This is a genomic window from Ochrobactrum teleogrylli (assembly GCF_037482325.1).
Lineage (GTDB): Bacteria > Pseudomonadota > Alphaproteobacteria > Rhizobiales > Rhizobiaceae > Brucella > Brucella teleogrylli.
In genome coordinates this window covers 402,201-419,203 of sequence record NZ_JBBHKQ010000001.1, presented here as the reverse complement: position 1 = coordinate 419,203, position 17,003 = coordinate 402,201, and the positions used below count along the sequence as shown (strand labels likewise).

Genomic DNA, 17,003 nt, shown 5'->3' with positions numbered 1-17,003 from the left:
GCATCAAACCAGACGGCTTTGTTCAATCGCCGCTTCGATGAACGAAGCGAAGAGCGGATGCGGTTCGAACGGGCGCGACTTCAGTTCCGGATGGTACTGTACGCCGATGAACCATGGATGGTCTGGATATTCGACCGTTTCCGGCAGAACGCCATCCGGCGACATGCCCGCGAAATTCAGACCCGCCTCTTCGAGACGGTTCTTATAGTCGATATTGACTTCGTAGCGATGGCGGTGACGCTCGGAAATATCGGTCGAACCGTAGATTTCCGCGATCTTGGAACCCGGAGCAAGGGCTGCTTCATAAGCGCCAAGACGCATCGTGCCGCCGAGATCGCCAGCTGCTGCGCGCTTCTCGAGCATGTTGCCCTTGAGCCATTCGGTCATCAGACCAACTACTGGTTCCTTGGTCGGGCCAAACTCGGTCGAAGACGCGTTTTCGATGCCAACCAGATTACGCGCTGCCTCGATGCAGGCCATCTGCATGCCAAAGCAAATGCCGAAATACGGCACTTTCCGCTCACGCGCGAATTTCGCCGCAAGAATCTTGCCCTCTGCGCCACGCTCGCCGAAACCGCCCGGCACCAGAATGCCGTGTACCTTTTCCAGATGCGGAGCCGGATCTTCGCTTTCGAAGACTTCCGCTTCAATCCAGTCGAGATTGACCTTAACCTTGTTGGCGAGACCACCGTGATAGAGCGCTTCGATCAGCGACTTATACGCGTCCTTCAGACCCGTATATTTGCCGACGATTGCGATGGTGACTTCGCCTTCCGGATTGTGCAGACGATGGGAAACTTCTTCCCAGCGATCCATGCGCGGTTTCGGAGCCGGGTCGATACCGAAAGCCGAAAGAACTTCCGAATCCAGGCCTTCCTTGTGATAGGCAATTGGCACATCGTAGATCGTTGCCACGTCGAGCGCCTGAATAACGGCGCTTTCACGCACGTTACAGAACAGCGACAGCTTGCGGCGTTCGGATTCCGGAATTTCGCGATCCGCACGCACCAGAAGAATATCCGGCGCAATACCGATGGAACGCAGTTCCTTGACCGAATGCTGCGTCGGCTTGGTCTTGAGCTCGCCCGCCGCCGGAATATACGGCATCAGCGTCAGATGGATGTAAACGGCTGCGCCGCGCGGCAATTCATTGCCAAGCTGACGGATCGCCTCAAGGAACGGCATGGCTTCAATGTCGCCAACAGTGCCGCCGATTTCGCACAGGACAAAATCGTAATCCTCGTTGCCTTCGAGAACAAAATTCTTGATCTCGTCGGTGACGTGCGGAATGACCTGAACCGTCGCGCCGAGATAGTCGCCGCGGCGTTCCTTTTCGATGATGTTACGGTAGATGCGACCGGTGGTGATATTATCCTGCTTGTTGGCAGGACGACCGGTGAACCGCTCGTAATGACCGAGATCGAGGTCAGTTTCGGCACCATCGTCAGTGACGAACACCTCACCGTGCTGGTAAGGCGACATCGTGCCGGGATCGACGTTCAGATAAGGGTCGAGTTTACGGATACGCACGCGGTAACCGCGTGCCTGAAGGAGTGCAGCCAGTGCTGCAGCAGCTATGCCTTTTCCAAGGGAAGAAACCACGCCGCCAGTGATGAAAACATATCGCGCCATGGGCTTATCTCGTTAGACTTTCTTAATTGATTCCGCCACAAAAAAATGCGCTTCGGAGTGATTTTTCACCGAAGCGATGCGGTAATCGTTGTTGAACACAGACACGTCACCCCAAAACGGACCGTTTGGTGAGTGACACGCACCCCTGAAACCCTATTGCACGAATGCGAACGCTATACGTCTGAAGATGACGGAAGCATGATCTCCGGACGAATACATGGAACCGTCTTAACGGCCCCTGCCCGACTTTTCCATGCCGAAGCCCGCAATCCACAGCTTAGCTTCACGCATTCGTAAAATCGGCCAAAAGAAAAGCCGGGCCCGAAAGCCCGGCCATTTTCAGATCGTCATTTGTGATCAAAGAACGATGACTTCGGTGCCGAGACCGACGCGCTCGTAGAGATCCATCACATCTTCATTGATCATGCGGAAGCAGCCGTTCGAAGCGGAGCTGCCGATGGTCCATGGCTGAACCGTACCGTGAATACGGATATAGGTATCCTTGTTGCCCTGGAACAGATACATGGCGCGCGAACCGAGCGGGTTGCCCGGACCGCCATCCATGCCGTTCTTGAAGCGACCATAATGGCCGGGATCACGCTCGACCATTTCCTTGGTCGGGATCCAGCGAGGCCATTCGCGCTTGGCATTGACGGTCGCAGAACCCTTGAATTCCAGACCCTGCTTGCCCACTGCGATGCCATAGCGGCGCGCCGTGGTCGAGGTTTCAACCAGATAGAGGAAGCGCTGCTTCGGATCGATCACGATCGTGCCCGGCTTGTAGCCCGTAAAGGCAACTTCCTGTGCGCGGAACTTGGGATCGATATTGTACTTGTTGGCCTTCACACCGGCATTGCCGTTGGAAGCGCTCTTTTTCTTCTTCTTCGGCTTGTCCGGATTGGCCTTGGCGTCGCTCGAAAGCGCAACCTTTTGCACGTTAGCGGCAGCGGCTTCGTTCAGCTGCGCTTCAGCACTGACCGGCGATGCGGCAAAAGCCGGCGCGGAAACTCCAACGCAAAGGCTCGCAATGCCAGCCATAAGAATACGACGTGAAAACATGATCAGTTCCCGAAATCCAAGCACAAGCGGAAAATAGCTGCCGCAACTTTACGGCCAAGCTTTCGCTTTCCTTACTGTAAACGCAGGAACGACTCAATTCGTTGCAACAGTTGTGCAATGCGATTCGTAAAAGCCTATTGCCTGCTTGCAACACTTTGCAATTCGGTGGTTAACAAAAAGAAAACCGGCCCATTGGGCCGGCTTCACAATCGCTTGAATGGAAAGCTCTTTTTACTGTGAGCTTGGAACCGGATTGGCCGGAGCTTCCGGCGTCGCCGGCGCCTGCGGTGCAGTCGTTCCCGTCGGAGCGGCGCCCGGTGCAGCCGGTGCGGTCCCATTCGTGTCGGTGCGCGAAGACTCGCCGCCGAGCTGATTGAGGATGCCACCACCAGCGCCGTTGCCGCCTGCCGGAGCCGTCTGACTGCCGGATGCTGCCGGGATACGGTTCAGAATATCGGTCGGGCGTTCGCCATAACGCGCCATGATGCCGAGAACCAGCGACGTCGCGAAAAAGCCGATAGCCAGAATGGCAGTCGTACGGGTGAGCGCATTGGCGGCACCCCGCGCCGTCATGAAGCCAGAACCGCCGCCAATGCCAAGGCCGCCGCCTTCAGAGCGCTGGATAAGCACAACGCCGACAAGCGCCAGCACGATCAACAAATGAATGACAATGAGTACGGTTTGCATGGGTAACGGTCTTTACGTCCCTGAACTAAAGCAGTTCCAGGACACATCACATGACCATGTCCAGACTGCACGATAGAATAGATGCGGCTCTTTACACGCTATTGCGTGATAATCCAAGCCCCGCCGCCCAAGTTAGAGCATGGCGAGGCAAGGCGCCGCTCAAAGGTTGCGATAGGTCTCGCATATGGCGAGGAAGTCTGTCGCCTTCAAGCTCGCACCACCAACAAGCGCACCATCGACATCGGCGATGCCGAGCAGTTCGGTAGAGTTGGACGGCTTGACCGAACCGCCATAGAGAAGACGCAGATGCGCGCCCTTGGCTCCAAAGCGCTCGGTCAGCTGCTCACGCATGAAGGCGTGCGCCGCACGAACATCCTGCACCGTCGGCGTCAGACCCGTTCCAATGGCCCAGACAGGCTCATAGGCGATGATGGTGTTTTCGGCATTCACGCCATCCGGCAGGGAGCCCGCAAGCTGCGAGCCGATGACGTCCAGCGTGCGTTCTGCCTGACGCTCATCAGCCGTTTCACCCACGCAAACGATGGCAACAAGACCAGAGGCCCAGGCGGCTTCGGTCTTTGCCTTCACCGTATCGTTGGTTTCGTGGTGATCAGTGCGGCGCTCTGAATGTCCAATGATGACGTGGCTTGCGCCTGCTTCTTTCAGCATTTCAGCCGAAATATCGCCGGTATGCGCGCCGGAAGTCTTGAAATGGCTGTCCTGCCCGCCAAGGCCGACCGTCGTTTCGCCAGAGAGCGTTTCGGCAGCGCGTGAAAGCAGCGTGGCCGGTACGCAGATCACTGCATCCAATTTTCTACCGAAATCGGAGCTCAGACCGGCTGCAATCGCGCGCAGTTCGGTGAGAGATTCTCCCGTACCATTCATCTTCCAGTTGCCAGCGACCAACGGACGGATACCCGGAGTCATTGTGTTCTCCTCGCCTTTCAAGAGCATAATCCGACCGGAGTGAAACGAGGATCGATAAGATTATGCGTCGAACTGAACATTCAGAGCGTCGATCCGATTCATTCGGATCGAAACACGCTCTAAACGGCAGGCGCCTCCTGCGAATAACGCATGACCGCGCCGAATTTTGCCACTGACTAAGCATATTCGTGTCGCAATGCAAATGTTCTTGGTTGCAGAGCCTCAATGAGACCTTGCATATGGGGCTTGCTTGGGGTTATCCCCTGAACGGATCAATTCAATGACTGGCTCAAATCAACCAAAGCCGAGCTTTATTTCATAATCGAAGGGTTTCCCATGCTCGACAGCCTGCGCTCTGCCTCTCGCTCCTGGATCTCCAAGCTTCTGCTTGGTGTGCTCGTCCTGAGCTTCGGCGTTTGGGGTATTGCGGATGTTTTCCGCGGTGGCATAACCGGCAATGCCGCGCTGACTGCGGGCGACTCCGAAGTCAGCGCGACTGACTACCGCTTCGCTTATGAACAGCAGGTGATGCGCCTGTCGCAGCAGTTCCGCCAGCGTCTGACGCGCGAACAGGCAAAATCGATCGGCGTTGAAAATCAGGTTCTGGCGCAGCTTGCAGCCGGTGTGGTTCTCGACGAAGGCGCGCGCAACATGCAGCTTGGTCTTTCGAAGGACGGCATTGCCCGCCTGACGGCGGAAGATCCGGCCTTCCAGGACGCCAGCGGTAACTTCAACCGCGCGCAGTTCGATGCGGTTTTGCGCCAGTCCGGCATTCGCGCGCAGGATTATCTTGATAATCGCGCCAAGGTTGCCCGTCGCCAGCAGATGGTCGAAGCGGCGACCGACGGCATCAAGATGCCCGACGCCATGCTGAAAGCTCTGGCGCTTTATCAGGGCGAAAGCCGCAGCGCGGACTACATCACCATTCCTGTGGAAAAAGCAGACGCGATCCCTGCCCCGTCGGATGAGGTCCTCAAGACCTATTTCGATGCGCAGAAGGATGAGTACAAGGCGCCTGAATACCGCAAGGTAACCTATGTCAAGCTGGAGCCAGCAGACATCGCAGACCCTTCTGCGGTGACGCAGGACGAAATCAACGAATATTACGAAAAGAACAAGTCGCGCTACGGCACTGTCGAACAGCGTACCATCGAACAGCTGAGCTTTACCGACGAAGCTGCGGCCAACGCCGCGCAGGAAAAGATTGCCGCTGGCGCCAGCTTCCTCGACATAGGCAAGGAACAGGGCAAGACCGAAGACGATCTCAAGCTCGGCACCTTCGAGAAAAGCGCTATTCCTGACCAGACCATCGCCGATGCAGCCTTTGCACTCGCTGAAAACGGCGTAAGCCCTGTCGTCAAGGGCGGTTTCGGCCCGGCCATTCTGCGCGTTACCAAGATCGACCCGGCGCATGTCAAGCCACTCTCGGAAGTCGAAGCCGAAATCCGCACGACGCTCGCCAACAACATTGCGGCGAGCAGCATCAGCGGCATTCATGATTCCTATGAGCAGCAGCGCTCCGATGGCGCATCGATGGCCGATGTCGCCAAGAGCCTGAGCCTCAAGACCGTCACCGTCGATGCGGTCGATGCCGAGGGCAACGACCCGTCCGGCAAGCCGGTTGAACTTCCGAACGGACAGGCGCTTCTGGCCGCTGCTTTCCAGGCCGAACAGGGCTTTGACAATGACGCGCTGACCATGGGCAATGTCGGCTATCTCTGGTATCAGATCGATGGCGTCACCCCTGCCCGCGACCGCACCCTTGATGAAGTCAAGGACAAGGTTGTGGCGGCATGGAAGGGTGAGGAAGCCGTCAAGCGTCTCAATCAGCGTCTGGAAGACCTGAAGAAGCGCCTCGATGGCGGCGCGACGCTCGATGCGATTGCTTCGGAACTTGGCCTTGAAAAGCAGACCAAGCGCGGCATCACCCGCTCCACGAACGATGCCGATATCGGCTCGGCTGCGGCAGCGCAGATTTTCCGTGGCCCGGACGGTTTCACCGGCACGGCGGCAGCGCCTTCCGACGACGCGCAGATTCTCTTCAAGGTGACGGAAGTGACCGAGCCTGCAAGTGCTGGCCCGGACACCATTCCTGAACAACAGCGCAACTATCTCGCAACCGCCCTTTCCGACGATGTGCTGGAACAGATGGTTGGCGAATTGCAGAAGCAGTATCCGGTGAAGATCAACCAGACTGTCATCAATAATGCTCTCGCATTCTAGGTTCTGCTGAGCAGCCGAACGCGAGAATTCACAGAAACAAACGGCAGAAAGACAATGGCTGATCTGAAACCATACATCGCGAAAGCGGCCTCCGGCGAACCACTGAGCCAAGAGGATTCCAAGGCCGCGTTCGATATCATGATGTCCGGTCAGGCAACGCCTTCGCAGATCGGCGGTTTTCTGATGGCTTTGCGCGTGCGTGGCGAAACCGTGCCGGAAATCGTCGGCGCGGTCGCTTCCATGCGGTCACGCATGCTGCCGGTCGTCGCCCCTTCAAACGCCATCGACATTGTCGGCACCGGCGGCGATCAGTCCGGTTCGTATAATGTGTCGTCCTGCTCGGCCTTTGTCGTGGCGGGCGCTGGCGTTCCCGTCGCCAAGCACGGCAACCGTGCCCTGTCGTCCCGCTCAGGCGCGGCAGACACGCTTGCAGCACTGGGCGTCAATATTGAAGCCGACGCGGAAACCATTGGCCGCAGCGCCCGGGAAGCCGGTCTCGGCTTCATGTTCGCGCCGATGCACCATTCCGCTATGCGCCATGTCGGCCCTTCTCGCGTCGAGCTTGGAACCCGCACGATCTTCAACATACTGGGTCCGCTCGCCAATCCGGCCAGCGTGAAGCGCCAGCTCCTGGGCGTTTTCGCGGCACAATGGGTTGAGCCTCTGGCGCATGTGCTGAATGAACTCGGCATGGAAGCCGTTTGGGTCGTCTATGGCGACGGTCTGGATGAGATGACCACCGCTGGCACGACCCAGGTCGCGGCGCTGGAAAACGGTACCGTCCGCACATTCGAGATTACGCCTGAAGACGTCGGTTTGCGCCGTTGCAAGCCGGAAGAACTGAAAGGCGGCGACGCTGCCGAGAATGCCAAGGCTCTGCTCGCCGTTCTGGAAGGCGCGAAGAACGCTTATCGCGACATTGTTCTGCTCAACTCGGCTGCCGCCCTCGTGATCGCGGGTACGGCCACGGATTTGAAGGATGGCATAGCACAGGCTGCCCATTCCATCGACAGCGGCGCGGCTTTGGCCGTTCTGCAAAAGGTAATCGCTGTCTCCAACGACAAGACAGTCTGACGAGAGGAAGCGCACCATGTCTACCGACATTCTCCGTAAGATCGAAGTCTACAAGCGCGAGGAAATCGCGGCTGCCAAGGCGCGTCATACGATTGAAGACCTGAAGGCCCGTGCACAGGATCAGGCCGCACCACGCGGCTTTCTCAAGGCGCTCGAAGCCAAGCGCGCAGCCGATAAATTCGCCCTGATCGCGGAAATCAAGAAGGCCAGCCCTTCCAAAGGTTTGATCCGTCCGGATTTCGATCCGCCAGCATTGGCAAAGGCCTATGAAGATGGCGGCGCTGCCTGCCTTTCGGTTCTGACCGATACGCCGTCCTTTCAGGGAGCGCCGGAATTCCTGATGGCAGCGCGCGCCGCGTGCAACCTGCCTGCCCTGCGCAAGGATTTCCTGTTCGACACCTATCAGGTCTATGAGGCGCGCAGCTGGGGTGCGGATTGCATCCTGATCATTCTCGCGAGCGTCGATGACGATCTGGCCAAGGCGCTGGAAGAAACCGCTTTCGAACTCGGCATGGATGCGCTCATCGAAGTGCACGACGAAGCCGAAATGGAACGCGCCCTCAAGCTTTCCTCGCGCCTTCTGGGCGTCAACAATCGCAACCTGCGTACATTCGAAGTAAGCCTGACCGTTTCGGAACGGCTGTCGAAAATGGCTCCTGCCGACCGCCTGCTGGTTGGCGAAAGCGGCATTTTCACCCATGACGATTGCCTGCGATTGGAAAAATCCGGCATCGGCACGTTCCTCATCGGCGAAAGCCTGATGCGCAAGGACGATGTTGCCGCCGCCACACGCGAACTCCTGACCGGCAAGGCCTGATGTCATGACCTCGGACACGGCCAGGCTCACGCATCTCGACCAGAAAGGCGCCGCCAATATGGTGGATGTCGGCTCCAAGGACGAGACCGAGCGTCAGGCCGTCGCCGAAGGCAGCGTGACCATGAAGCCGGAAACGCTGGCGCTCATATTGGCGGGCGACGCAGCCAAGGGCGATGTGATCGGAACCGCGCGGCTTGCGGGCATCATGGCCGCGAAAAAGACCGCCGACCTCATTCCGCTTTGCCACCCGCTGATGCTGACCAAGGTCGCGGTGGATATTGTACCGGACCATGCGCTGCCGGGCTTGCGCGTTCGCGCACTTGCAAAGCTCAAGGGCCGCACCGGCGTGGAAATGGAAGCTCTGACCGCTGTATCCGTGACGTGCCTGACGATCTATGACATGGCCAAGGCTGTCGATCGCCATATGGAAATCGGCAATATCCGCGTTGTGGAAAAGTCTGGTGGCAAGTCCGGCGACTGGAAGGCGTGAAACGTTCCGACAAGTTTGAGTTCGAGAGGAAATACGATGTCCCTTCTCCCGGTCGAAGATGCTCTGGCGCGTATACTCTCCTCCGCAGAACCGCATGGCCTCGAAACCGTTGCGTTGAACGAAGCGGGCGGGCGCGTTGTTGCCCGCGCCGTTGAGGCGCATTTCCTGCAACCGCCTTTCGACTGCTCAGCCATGGACGGCTATGCTTTGATTGCGCCAGCAGATACCACCTATCCGCTTCAACTGAAGGTTATCGGCGAATCCGCTGCTGGCAAGCGCTTCGACGGTTCACTCCTCCCCGGACAGGCTGTGCGTATTTTCACTGGCGCACCGATGCCGGAAGCTGCCGATACGATTGTCATCCAGGAACATACCGAGCGATCTGGCGATCAGCTAACCATACTCGAAGGCATAGCCACGGGGCGTCATATCCGCCGGGCTGGTCTCGATTTTGCGCCGGGCAAGACTGTTCTGTCCGTTGGCCGCGAACTGGACGCACCCGCTTTGTCACTGGCTGCGGCCAGCGGCAATCCAACGCTTGATGTGTTTCGCAAACCTCGCATTTCTATTTTGGCCACCGGCGACGAACTTGTGCCGCCGGGAGCCGACCCCGGCCCGGACCAGATTGTCGCGTCAAACAGCGTCGGCATTGCCGAAATCGTGCGCCGCGCCGGTGGCAAGCCTGAAGATATGGGAATCATTCCGGACGATCCGGCTCAGATCGAAGCGGCTATCGCCTCCGCTCTCGACAGCGGCATCGACGTACTGGTGACCATCGGCGGCGCCTCGGTCGGTGACCGCGATTACGTCCATGGCGCATTACGCAATTGCGGTGTCGAACTGGACTTCTGGAAAATCGCCATGCGCCCCGGAAAGCCGCTGATGTATGGACGCAAGACCGTCAATGGCAAAACCGTTCACATAATCGGCCTGCCAGGCAATCCGGTTTCAAGTCTTGTTTGCAGTCTGGTTTTTCTCCGTCCGCTTATCGCGAAACTTGCAGGCACCGATTTGACGGCGGATATCCGCCCGGCGAAACTCGGTCAGGCGATGCCCGCCAATGACCATCGCCGCGATTTTGTGCGCGCAACGGTCGAATCACAAAGCGATGGAACACTGCTGGTGACACCGTTTCCAGTACAGGACTCGTCCATGCTGACGGCCCTTGTCGGTTGCAATGCACTGCTCATTCGTGATGAAAATGCCCCGGCAGCCGCTGCGGGCACACCGTGCCGTGTTCTGATGTTGCGCTGATAGGTGTGAAAAGCCGCGCTTTCACAACCTCGAATGAACACGAAGTAACAAACGTAATTGTTTGAAAACAAACCGTTTCATCAAACACCGAGCCCCACCTCACACCCTTCCGTGAACAGAACCGCAACAAGGCGCGCACCCGTTAATCATTTTAAAACCATTGCAGAACAAGACTGGAACATATAGTGTTCGTTCTGGTTTTGTTTTTCTCGATTCTTATCTGGCCGGAGGGTGTCGCGCATGTTGACCCGTAAGCAGCACGAGCTTCTGCTGTTCATTCATGACCGTCTGAAAGAAACGGGCATTCCGCCATCTTTTGACGAAATGAAGGAGGCGCTCGATCTTGCTTCCAAGTCGGGCATACATCGGCTGATCACCGCTCTGGAAGAACGCGGTTTTATTCGCAGACTGCCGAACCGAGCGCGTGCCCTTGAGGTGCTGCGGCTACCGGATTCGATTGCACCGGGGCTGAACGCGCAGAAGAAATTCGCACCGAGCGTCATTGAAGGCAGTCTGGGCAAGGCGCCGCCTGCGCCCGCGCAACCATTGCGCCCTGCCCCGGTTGCGATCAATGACGATGTGTCGGCAACCGTGTCGGTGCCTGTCATGGGACGCATCGCTGCCGGTGTGCCGATCTCCGCCATTCAGAACCAGACGCATTCGCTCAGCCTTCCGCCGGAAATGATCGGCGCGGGCGAACATTATGCGCTGGAGGTCAAAGGTGACTCGATGATCGATGCCGGAATTTTCGACGGTGACACGGTGATCATCAAGCGCGGTGACATGGCCAATCCGGGCGAGATTGTCGTGGCTCTGGTCGATGATGAAGAAGCGACCTTGAAGCGCTTCCGCCGCAAGGGTGCGTCGATTGCGCTTGAAGCGGCAAACCCCGCTTACGAAACGCGCATCTTCGGTCCCGACCGCGTGCGCGTACAGGGCAAGCTGGTCGGTCTGATCCGCCGGTATTGATCAGAGGTTGTCCGTTTTGGGCGATTTGGGTCGCAATGGTAGTTTACCGGACTGCCGGAATAACTGATCTCATAGCCGCCATGCGGTCATTCACATTTGCCCGGCTCCTGATTGTCATCAGCCGGACAATTTGACACCACCACCTGCGCAGTCCTTTTCTTTTTATATTCCCAATCTGGCAGTCCCCGCGCTGCGCGGGAATAGAGCCGAAATAGATGCCACGGACGCCGTGGCTCATCGATGGCGAAGGCCAGCGTGTCGTCGTAACGCGGATCAGCAAATCTGGGCTGTTGCGGTGGAGCGCCGCTTTCGTCGGGCGAGGTGCTTGAAAGCTTCACGGTGGGAACATTGGCGGCGTCTTTCTTGTCACCCAATTTGATTTCAACCGTCCCGCGCAAGGCCAGATCACGCCGGTTGAGAACGAGCTTATTCGTGCGCGTGCATCCTGGCATTTCGCCAGCTACAGCCAGAATAATCACATCGCCAATGTCACAGGCGATATCCTGAACTGTCGGATCAGCCGTATATACAAGCACGCGCCCGTCGCGCAGCGTGATCGTGCACAATCCATCCTCGCAGATAAAGCCGTCCGTCGGGATTCCTCTGAGCCGGTCCTTTGCGTGTTGCGGTATCAGAAATTGCGATGCGAGATAGGCAGTTTGCCAATTATCGACCGTGAACTTGGATGGTCTGTCGCGGTTCACGGCAAAACGCCCATCGGACAGTCGAACCCCAACCAGCTTAGCATCTTCCGAGATCACGACATCTGGAAACGGCTCGCGTACAAAGGCGATAAATCCCAATAAAACAAATGGTAAAGCGAGAATCTTGAATCTGGTTGTGAACAGGACCGCAATCACAAGCGCTATGGTCCAGAAAGCAAGCGCTGTGAGCGGCATCGCGCCCGGATTGCCTTCCGGGGACCAGGACGCCACGAAACTTGCAATCTCGCGCACGATCCACACACCGGAACCAGCAAGGGACAATGGTATCCAGTCGAGACCGAGCGGCATCAACACCAAACCGAAAACAGCAAAGGGCATGACCAGAACGGCAATCACCGGATCAGCCAGCACATTGCCAATCAGCCCCAACGGTGCGGTATTGTTGAAGTGGTAGGCAGCGAAAATACCGCTTGCAAGCCCAGCCAATAACGACGTTCCTGCAGCGGCAAAGACAAAATTCAACGCCTTGGCTGCCAATCCGCCGACTGGCGCTGCAACGCGCCTTTCCATATCCTGCAGCTTCTTGGCCTTGCGCGCGCTCCACCAGGCATAACCGGCGATCAGGGCAGCTGTCGCCGAATAGGACATTTGAAAACTAGGCCCCAATATTTCATGCGGTGAAATCGCGATGGTCACCATTCCGGCGATTGCCAGATTGCGCATGCTGATCGCAGCCCGGTCGAACAATAACGCGCTGAGCATCACGGCGATCATCACATAGCTGCGCTGTGCGGCCACATCCGCTCCAGACATGGCGAGATAGAACGTACAGCTCAGCAGGGACAGGAATGCCGCGTATTTTTTGACCGGATGGCGCACACTGAACGCGGGAAAGAGCGCAAAACCAGACCGGAGGACAAACATGACGACCCCCGCCGCCAGTGCCATGTGCAGCCCCGATATGGAAAGAATATGCGCGAGACCCGCCTTGCGCAGATTTTCGTTGGTTTCCTCACTGATGCCGCCGCGCGTTCCAGCGATCAATGCGGCTGTGACATTGCCGTCCTCGCCGCCAATCACCTCCTCCACCCGCTCCGAAACGCGCACGCGCAGCAAGGCGACCCACTCACTGATCGCAGCGATCAGGCTTGTTTGCGGCGGGACATGCGCCGTCTTTGGGTTCCCCAGAAAGAAGCCGTTTGCACCAATACCGTTGAAATAGGCGTGAAAAGAAAAATCATAATTGCCGGGGCGGACCGGGCCTGACGGCACCCGCAGCCGCGCAAAACCGGTCAAGCCGCCGCCAATCGTTGTTTCAGCAGGTATATCGCGCGCATTGATACGGATACGTTCCGGTGCAAAGCGCAGTTTCGGGCGTTCTGTTGCCAGCAAATCAAGGGTAATACGCCAGCTGCCATTATCCTGCGCTTCCAGCGCAACGACACGGCCTGTTATGCGTGTTGAAACATCGGAACCGAGCATCGGCGTCGCCCTGCGTTCGGTTTCCCATTTTCCGCTGACAAGACCCAGCTGGAAAGCCAGCGCCAGCGTCAGTATCTGCGCAACAAGGAAATGCTTCCGCGCGAGGAGCCGGATGACAGCCAGTCCGGTGAGAAGCGCCAGCACCGGCGTCCAATCCGGTTCAAATGACACGGTGAAATAGGCAATCGCGCCAAGGCCGCTGAAAATCGGAATCAGCAGAAAGAAAATCCCGCGCGCCGCTTCCAGACTGACAGCTTCCGCAAAGGCGGCGGGAGCCCTGCGCGCAAGGCTTTTGACGGCGCTGCGGCCATCATCCGGCGTCGGGATTTGCGACGGATCGCGGTCGCGGCGTTCGGCAGGCGCAATTGCAGGGTCAGGCCACGGCTCGGGAAGATATGAGCGCGTCAAGCCGTCAGGCAGGCTTTTGACAAGCGCCCGCTCATTTGCTTCCGCCATATCACCTATGCGCGTCATGCCCCCGCCTGACTGCAAAAAAAGGTCTTTTTGTCGAAATACCCCAAAAGAACAATGTCGCAAGGAGCCGAAACAAACGCGAAGCCCTTGCGCACAATGCTGCCTATGCTACATGAACGCCAGTCGAAATCGAGAGGGTTTCGTTATAGAAATCCTCGCCCTCGCTCTTTGGCGGCGAGCATCAGAATTCAGTTTGCGCCCCTGCCCCGGCAATTGCCGCTGTCTTGACGGGCGCGCGATAAAGTGGAGCTACCATGTCGAAACCGGTCGTCACCCGTTTTGCCCCTTCGCCCACGGGTTATCTTCATATCGGCGGTGCCCGCACGGCCCTGTTCAACTGGCTCTATGCCAAGCATACCGGCGGCAAGATGCTGCTGCGTATCGAAGACACCGACCGTGAACGTTCCACTGATGCCGCCACCGCCGCCATTCTCGACGGCCTGACCTGGCTCGGCCTCGACTGGGAAGGTGACGCGATCTCGCAGTTCGAGCGCGCGCCGCGCCACCGCGAAGTCGCCGAGGAACTGGTTGCTCTCGGCAAAGCCTATTACTGCTACACGACGCCGGAAGAGCTGGAAGAAATGCGCGAAAAAGCGCGTGCCGAAGGCCGCCCGCCGCGTTATGATGGCCGCTGGCGTGACCGCGACCCGTCCGAAGCGCCTGCAGGTGTAAAGCCTGTCATTCGCATTAAGGCGCCGCAGGAAGGCGAAACGCTCGTGCGCGACGCCGTGCAGGGCGATATTCGCTTCCCCAACAAGGATCTCGATGATTTCATCATTCTGCGTTCCGATGGCACACCGACCTATATGCACGCGGTTGTCGTTGACGACCACGACATGGGCGTCACCCATATCATTCGCGGCGACGATCATTTGACCAATGCAGCCCGCCAGACTGTCATCTATGACGCCATGGGCTGGGACGTGCCGCAAATGTCGCATATTCCGCTGATCCACGGTGCGGACGGTGCAAAGCTTTCCAAGCGTCATGGCGCTCTTGGCGTCGATGCTTATCGCGCCATGGGCTATCTGCCCGCAGCATTGCGCAATTATCTCGTCCGTCTCGGCTGGAGCCACGGCGATGACGAAATCATGTCGACCGAACAGATGATCGAATGGTTCGACGTGAAGGACATCAACAAGGGCGCTGCCCGTTTCGACTTCCAGAAGCTCGAAGCGATCAACGGTCTTTATATGCGCGGCAGCGACGACAAGGCGCTGTTTGATGCCCTTGTTGCCGTTCTGCCGGAAATCGAAGGTGGTAAAGAGCTGGCCGCAGCGCTCGATGACAAGCGCAGCGCGCAGCTGCTCACGGCCATGTCCGGCCTGAAGGACCGCGCCAAGACGCTCGTTGAACTTGCCGACGGTGCAAAATTCATTTTCGCAGCGCGCCCGCTCGATCTCGATGAAAAGGCCGCCTCACTTCTCAATGAAGAAGGTCGCGCCGTTCTGAAATCGGTGCTGCCGGATCTGGAAGTTGCCGGCGAGTGGACCATTGAATCACTGGACGCTGTGGTTCGCGCCCATGCAGAAAAAACCGGACTGAAACTCGGCAAGATTGCGCAACCGTTGCGTGCCGCCCTTACCGGGCGCGCTACTTCACCGGGTGTGTTCGATGTGCTTTTCGTGCTGGGTCGCGACGAGTCCTTGGGCCGTATTCGCGATCAAATCGGTTAAGGTGCTATCATTCACGCTGACGTGACGAACGGCATATAAATAGTTCAAATTTCGCATTGCATCGCGGACGGTTTGGGATAGTTTGGCGGTCAAAATCGTAGCCGTAATGCGTTAAAAATCGGGCATCCCGCAGTCTTTCGGGGCCCGCCAAGAGATACGAGACAAGTTATAGCAGCGAATGCAATACTGCCGCCTGCGGCGGCAAAGTGGACATGAAAGGAAACATGATGTCAGCTAAGACAGCCAGCTTTACTCTCGACGGCAATACGTTCGATCTGCCTGTGCGACAAGGCACTGTCGGGCCGGACGTCGTCGACATCGGTCCACTTTACAAGAATTCGCATGCCTTTACCTACGATCCGGGTTTCACCTCGACCGCTTCCTGCGAATCCAAGATCACCTATATCGATGGCGACGAAGGCACCCTGCTCTATCGCGGCTATCCGATCGACCAGCTCGCCGAACATGGCGACTTCCTCGAAACCTGCTACCTGCTGCTTTACGGTGAACTGCCGACGGCAACCCAGAAGGCGGATTTCGATTATCGCGTGACCCGTCACACGATGATCCATGAACAGATGACGCGCTTCTTCACCGGCTTCCGCCGCGATGCGCATCCGATGGCCGTGATGGTCGGTTGTGTGGGCGCCATGTCCGCCTTCTACCACGACTCGACCGACATCACCGATCCGCATCAGCGCATGGTCGCTTCCATCCGCCTGATCGCTAAGGTGCCGACGCTCGCCGCAATGGCCTATAAGTACCATATCGGCCAGCCGTTCATGTATCCGAAGAACGACCTCGATTTCGCTTCGAACTTCCTGCACATGTGCTTTGGCGTTCCTTGCGAGGATTACAAGGTCAATCCGGTTCTGGCCCGCGCCATGGACCGCATCTTCATCCTGCATGCCGATCACGAACAGAATGCTTCGACCTCGACCGTGCGCCTTGCCGGTTCGTCGGGCGCCAACCCGTTCGCCTGCATCGCAGCTGGCGTTGCATGCCTCTGGGGCCCTGCCCATGGCGGCGCAAACGAAGCAGCGCTCAACATGCTGGCCGAAATCGGCTCGGTGGATCGCATTCCGGAATTCGTCGCCCGCGCCAAGGACAAGAACGATCCGTTCCGTCTGATGGGCTTCGGTCACCGCGTCTACAAGAACTACGATCCGCGCGCCAAGATCATGCAGAAGACCTGCCATGAAGTTCTGGGCGAACTGGGCATCAAGGACGATCCGTTGCTCGACGTTGCAATGGAACTGGAAAAGATCGCTCTGACGGATGAATACTTCATCGAGAAGAAGCTCTATCCGAATATCGACTTCTATTCCGGCATTACGCTGAAGGCTCTCGGCTTCCCGACCGAAATGTTCACGGTTCTCTTTGCACTCGCCCGCACCGTCGGCTGGGTCGCTCAGTGGAAGGAAATGATCGAAGACCCGCAGCAGAAGATCGGTCGCCCTCGTCAGCTCTACACGGGCGCAACGGAACGCGACTACGTGCCGGTTGCAAAGCGCAAATAAGCGCGGCAAACGCTGAAAACAAAACCCCGGCTGCCAATGGCAACCGGGGTTTCT

The 17,003-nt window shown here is 57.8% G+C and carries 13 protein-coding genes; 8 read left to right on the top strand and 5 right to left on the bottom strand.

Translation table 11 applies throughout. The annotated features are described in order from the left end of the window. Positions 1 to 3: 3 nt before the first annotated feature. The 4 genes from pyrG to tpiA form a co-directional block, all read right to left on the bottom strand. Positions 4 to 1,632: a CTP synthase gene (gene pyrG / locus WIX40_RS02095; RefSeq protein ID WP_109369152.1), complete on the bottom strand. Its 1,629-nt coding sequence runs from the start codon at positions 1,630 to 1,632 to the stop codon at positions 4 to 6. A gap of 357 nt (positions 1,633 to 1,989) precedes the next feature. After that, the gene (locus WIX40_RS02090; RefSeq protein WP_109369153.1) at positions 1,990 to 2,691 is read right to left on the bottom strand and encodes a L,D-transpeptidase; all 702 of its coding nucleotides are present in this window, start codon (positions 2,689 to 2,691) and stop codon (positions 1,990 to 1,992) included. A 231-nt stretch (positions 2,692 to 2,922) separates the two neighbouring features. After that, positions 2,923 to 3,378: a preprotein translocase subunit SecG gene (secG, locus tag WIX40_RS02085; protein ID WP_109369154.1), complete on the bottom strand. Its 456-nt coding sequence runs from the start codon at positions 3,376 to 3,378 to the stop codon at positions 2,923 to 2,925. Between the two features lie 159 nt (positions 3,379 to 3,537). Continuing rightward, the gene (tpiA, locus tag WIX40_RS02080; RefSeq protein ID WP_109369155.1) at positions 3,538 to 4,305 is read right to left on the bottom strand and encodes a triose-phosphate isomerase; all 768 of its coding nucleotides are present in this window, start codon (positions 4,303 to 4,305) and stop codon (positions 3,538 to 3,540) included. 336 nt (positions 4,306 to 4,641) lie between these two features. On the opposite strand from tpiA, the gene WIX40_RS02075 reads away from it, so the two are divergent. The 6 genes from WIX40_RS02075 (at position 4,642) to lexA (ending at position 11,132) form a co-directional block, all read left to right on the top strand. Next, positions 4,642 to 6,528, top strand: coding sequence for a peptidyl-prolyl cis-trans isomerase (locus WIX40_RS02075; protein WP_339438173.1), 1,887 nt, complete (start codon positions 4,642 to 4,644; stop codon positions 6,526 to 6,528). 54 nt (positions 6,529 to 6,582) lie between these two features. Then, a complete protein-coding gene (gene trpD, locus WIX40_RS02070) occupies positions 6,583 to 7,602 on the top strand; it encodes an anthranilate phosphoribosyltransferase (protein WP_109369157.1) in 1,020 nt (339 codons plus the stop codon). A 16-nt stretch (positions 7,603 to 7,618) separates the two neighbouring features. Beyond that, complete coding sequence (gene trpC / locus WIX40_RS02065; protein WP_109369158.1) at positions 7,619 to 8,419, top strand: indole-3-glycerol phosphate synthase TrpC; 801 nt, start codon at positions 7,619 to 7,621, stop codon at positions 8,417 to 8,419. Between the two features lie 4 nt (positions 8,420 to 8,423). After that, entirely contained in the window at positions 8,424 to 8,909 is a 486-nt protein-coding gene (gene moaC / locus WIX40_RS02060) for a cyclic pyranopterin monophosphate synthase MoaC (protein ID WP_109369159.1), read from the top strand. 36 nt (positions 8,910 to 8,945) lie between these two features. Further along, entirely contained in the window at positions 8,946 to 10,163 is a 1,218-nt protein-coding gene (locus tag WIX40_RS02055; protein ID WP_109369160.1) for a molybdopterin molybdotransferase MoeA, read from the top strand. Positions 10,164 to 10,403: 240 nt separating this feature from the next. Continuing rightward, a complete protein-coding gene (gene lexA / locus WIX40_RS02050) occupies positions 10,404 to 11,132 on the top strand; it encodes a transcriptional repressor LexA (protein WP_109369161.1) in 729 nt (242 codons plus the stop codon). Between the two features lie 86 nt (positions 11,133 to 11,218). Here the strand turns inward: lexA and WIX40_RS02045 are convergent, their stop codons facing one another. Then, a complete protein-coding gene (locus WIX40_RS02045) occupies positions 11,219 to 13,753 on the bottom strand; it encodes a ComEC/Rec2 family competence protein (RefSeq protein ID WP_121536252.1) in 2,535 nt (844 codons plus the stop codon). A 254-nt stretch (positions 13,754 to 14,007) separates the two neighbouring features. On the opposite strand from WIX40_RS02045, the gene gltX reads away from it, so the two are divergent. Both gltX and gltA read left to right on the top strand, forming a co-directional pair. Continuing rightward, the gene (gene gltX / locus WIX40_RS02040; RefSeq protein WP_109369162.1) at positions 14,008 to 15,429 is read left to right on the top strand and encodes a glutamate--tRNA ligase; all 1,422 of its coding nucleotides are present in this window, start codon (positions 14,008 to 14,010) and stop codon (positions 15,427 to 15,429) included. Between the two features lie 227 nt (positions 15,430 to 15,656). Further along, positions 15,657 to 16,949 carry a citrate synthase gene (gene gltA, locus WIX40_RS02035; protein ID WP_078340455.1) on the top strand — a complete coding sequence of 431 codons (1,293 nt, stop codon included), beginning with the start codon at positions 15,657 to 15,659 and terminating at the stop codon, positions 16,947 to 16,949. Positions 16,950 to 17,003: the final 54 nt, after the last annotated feature.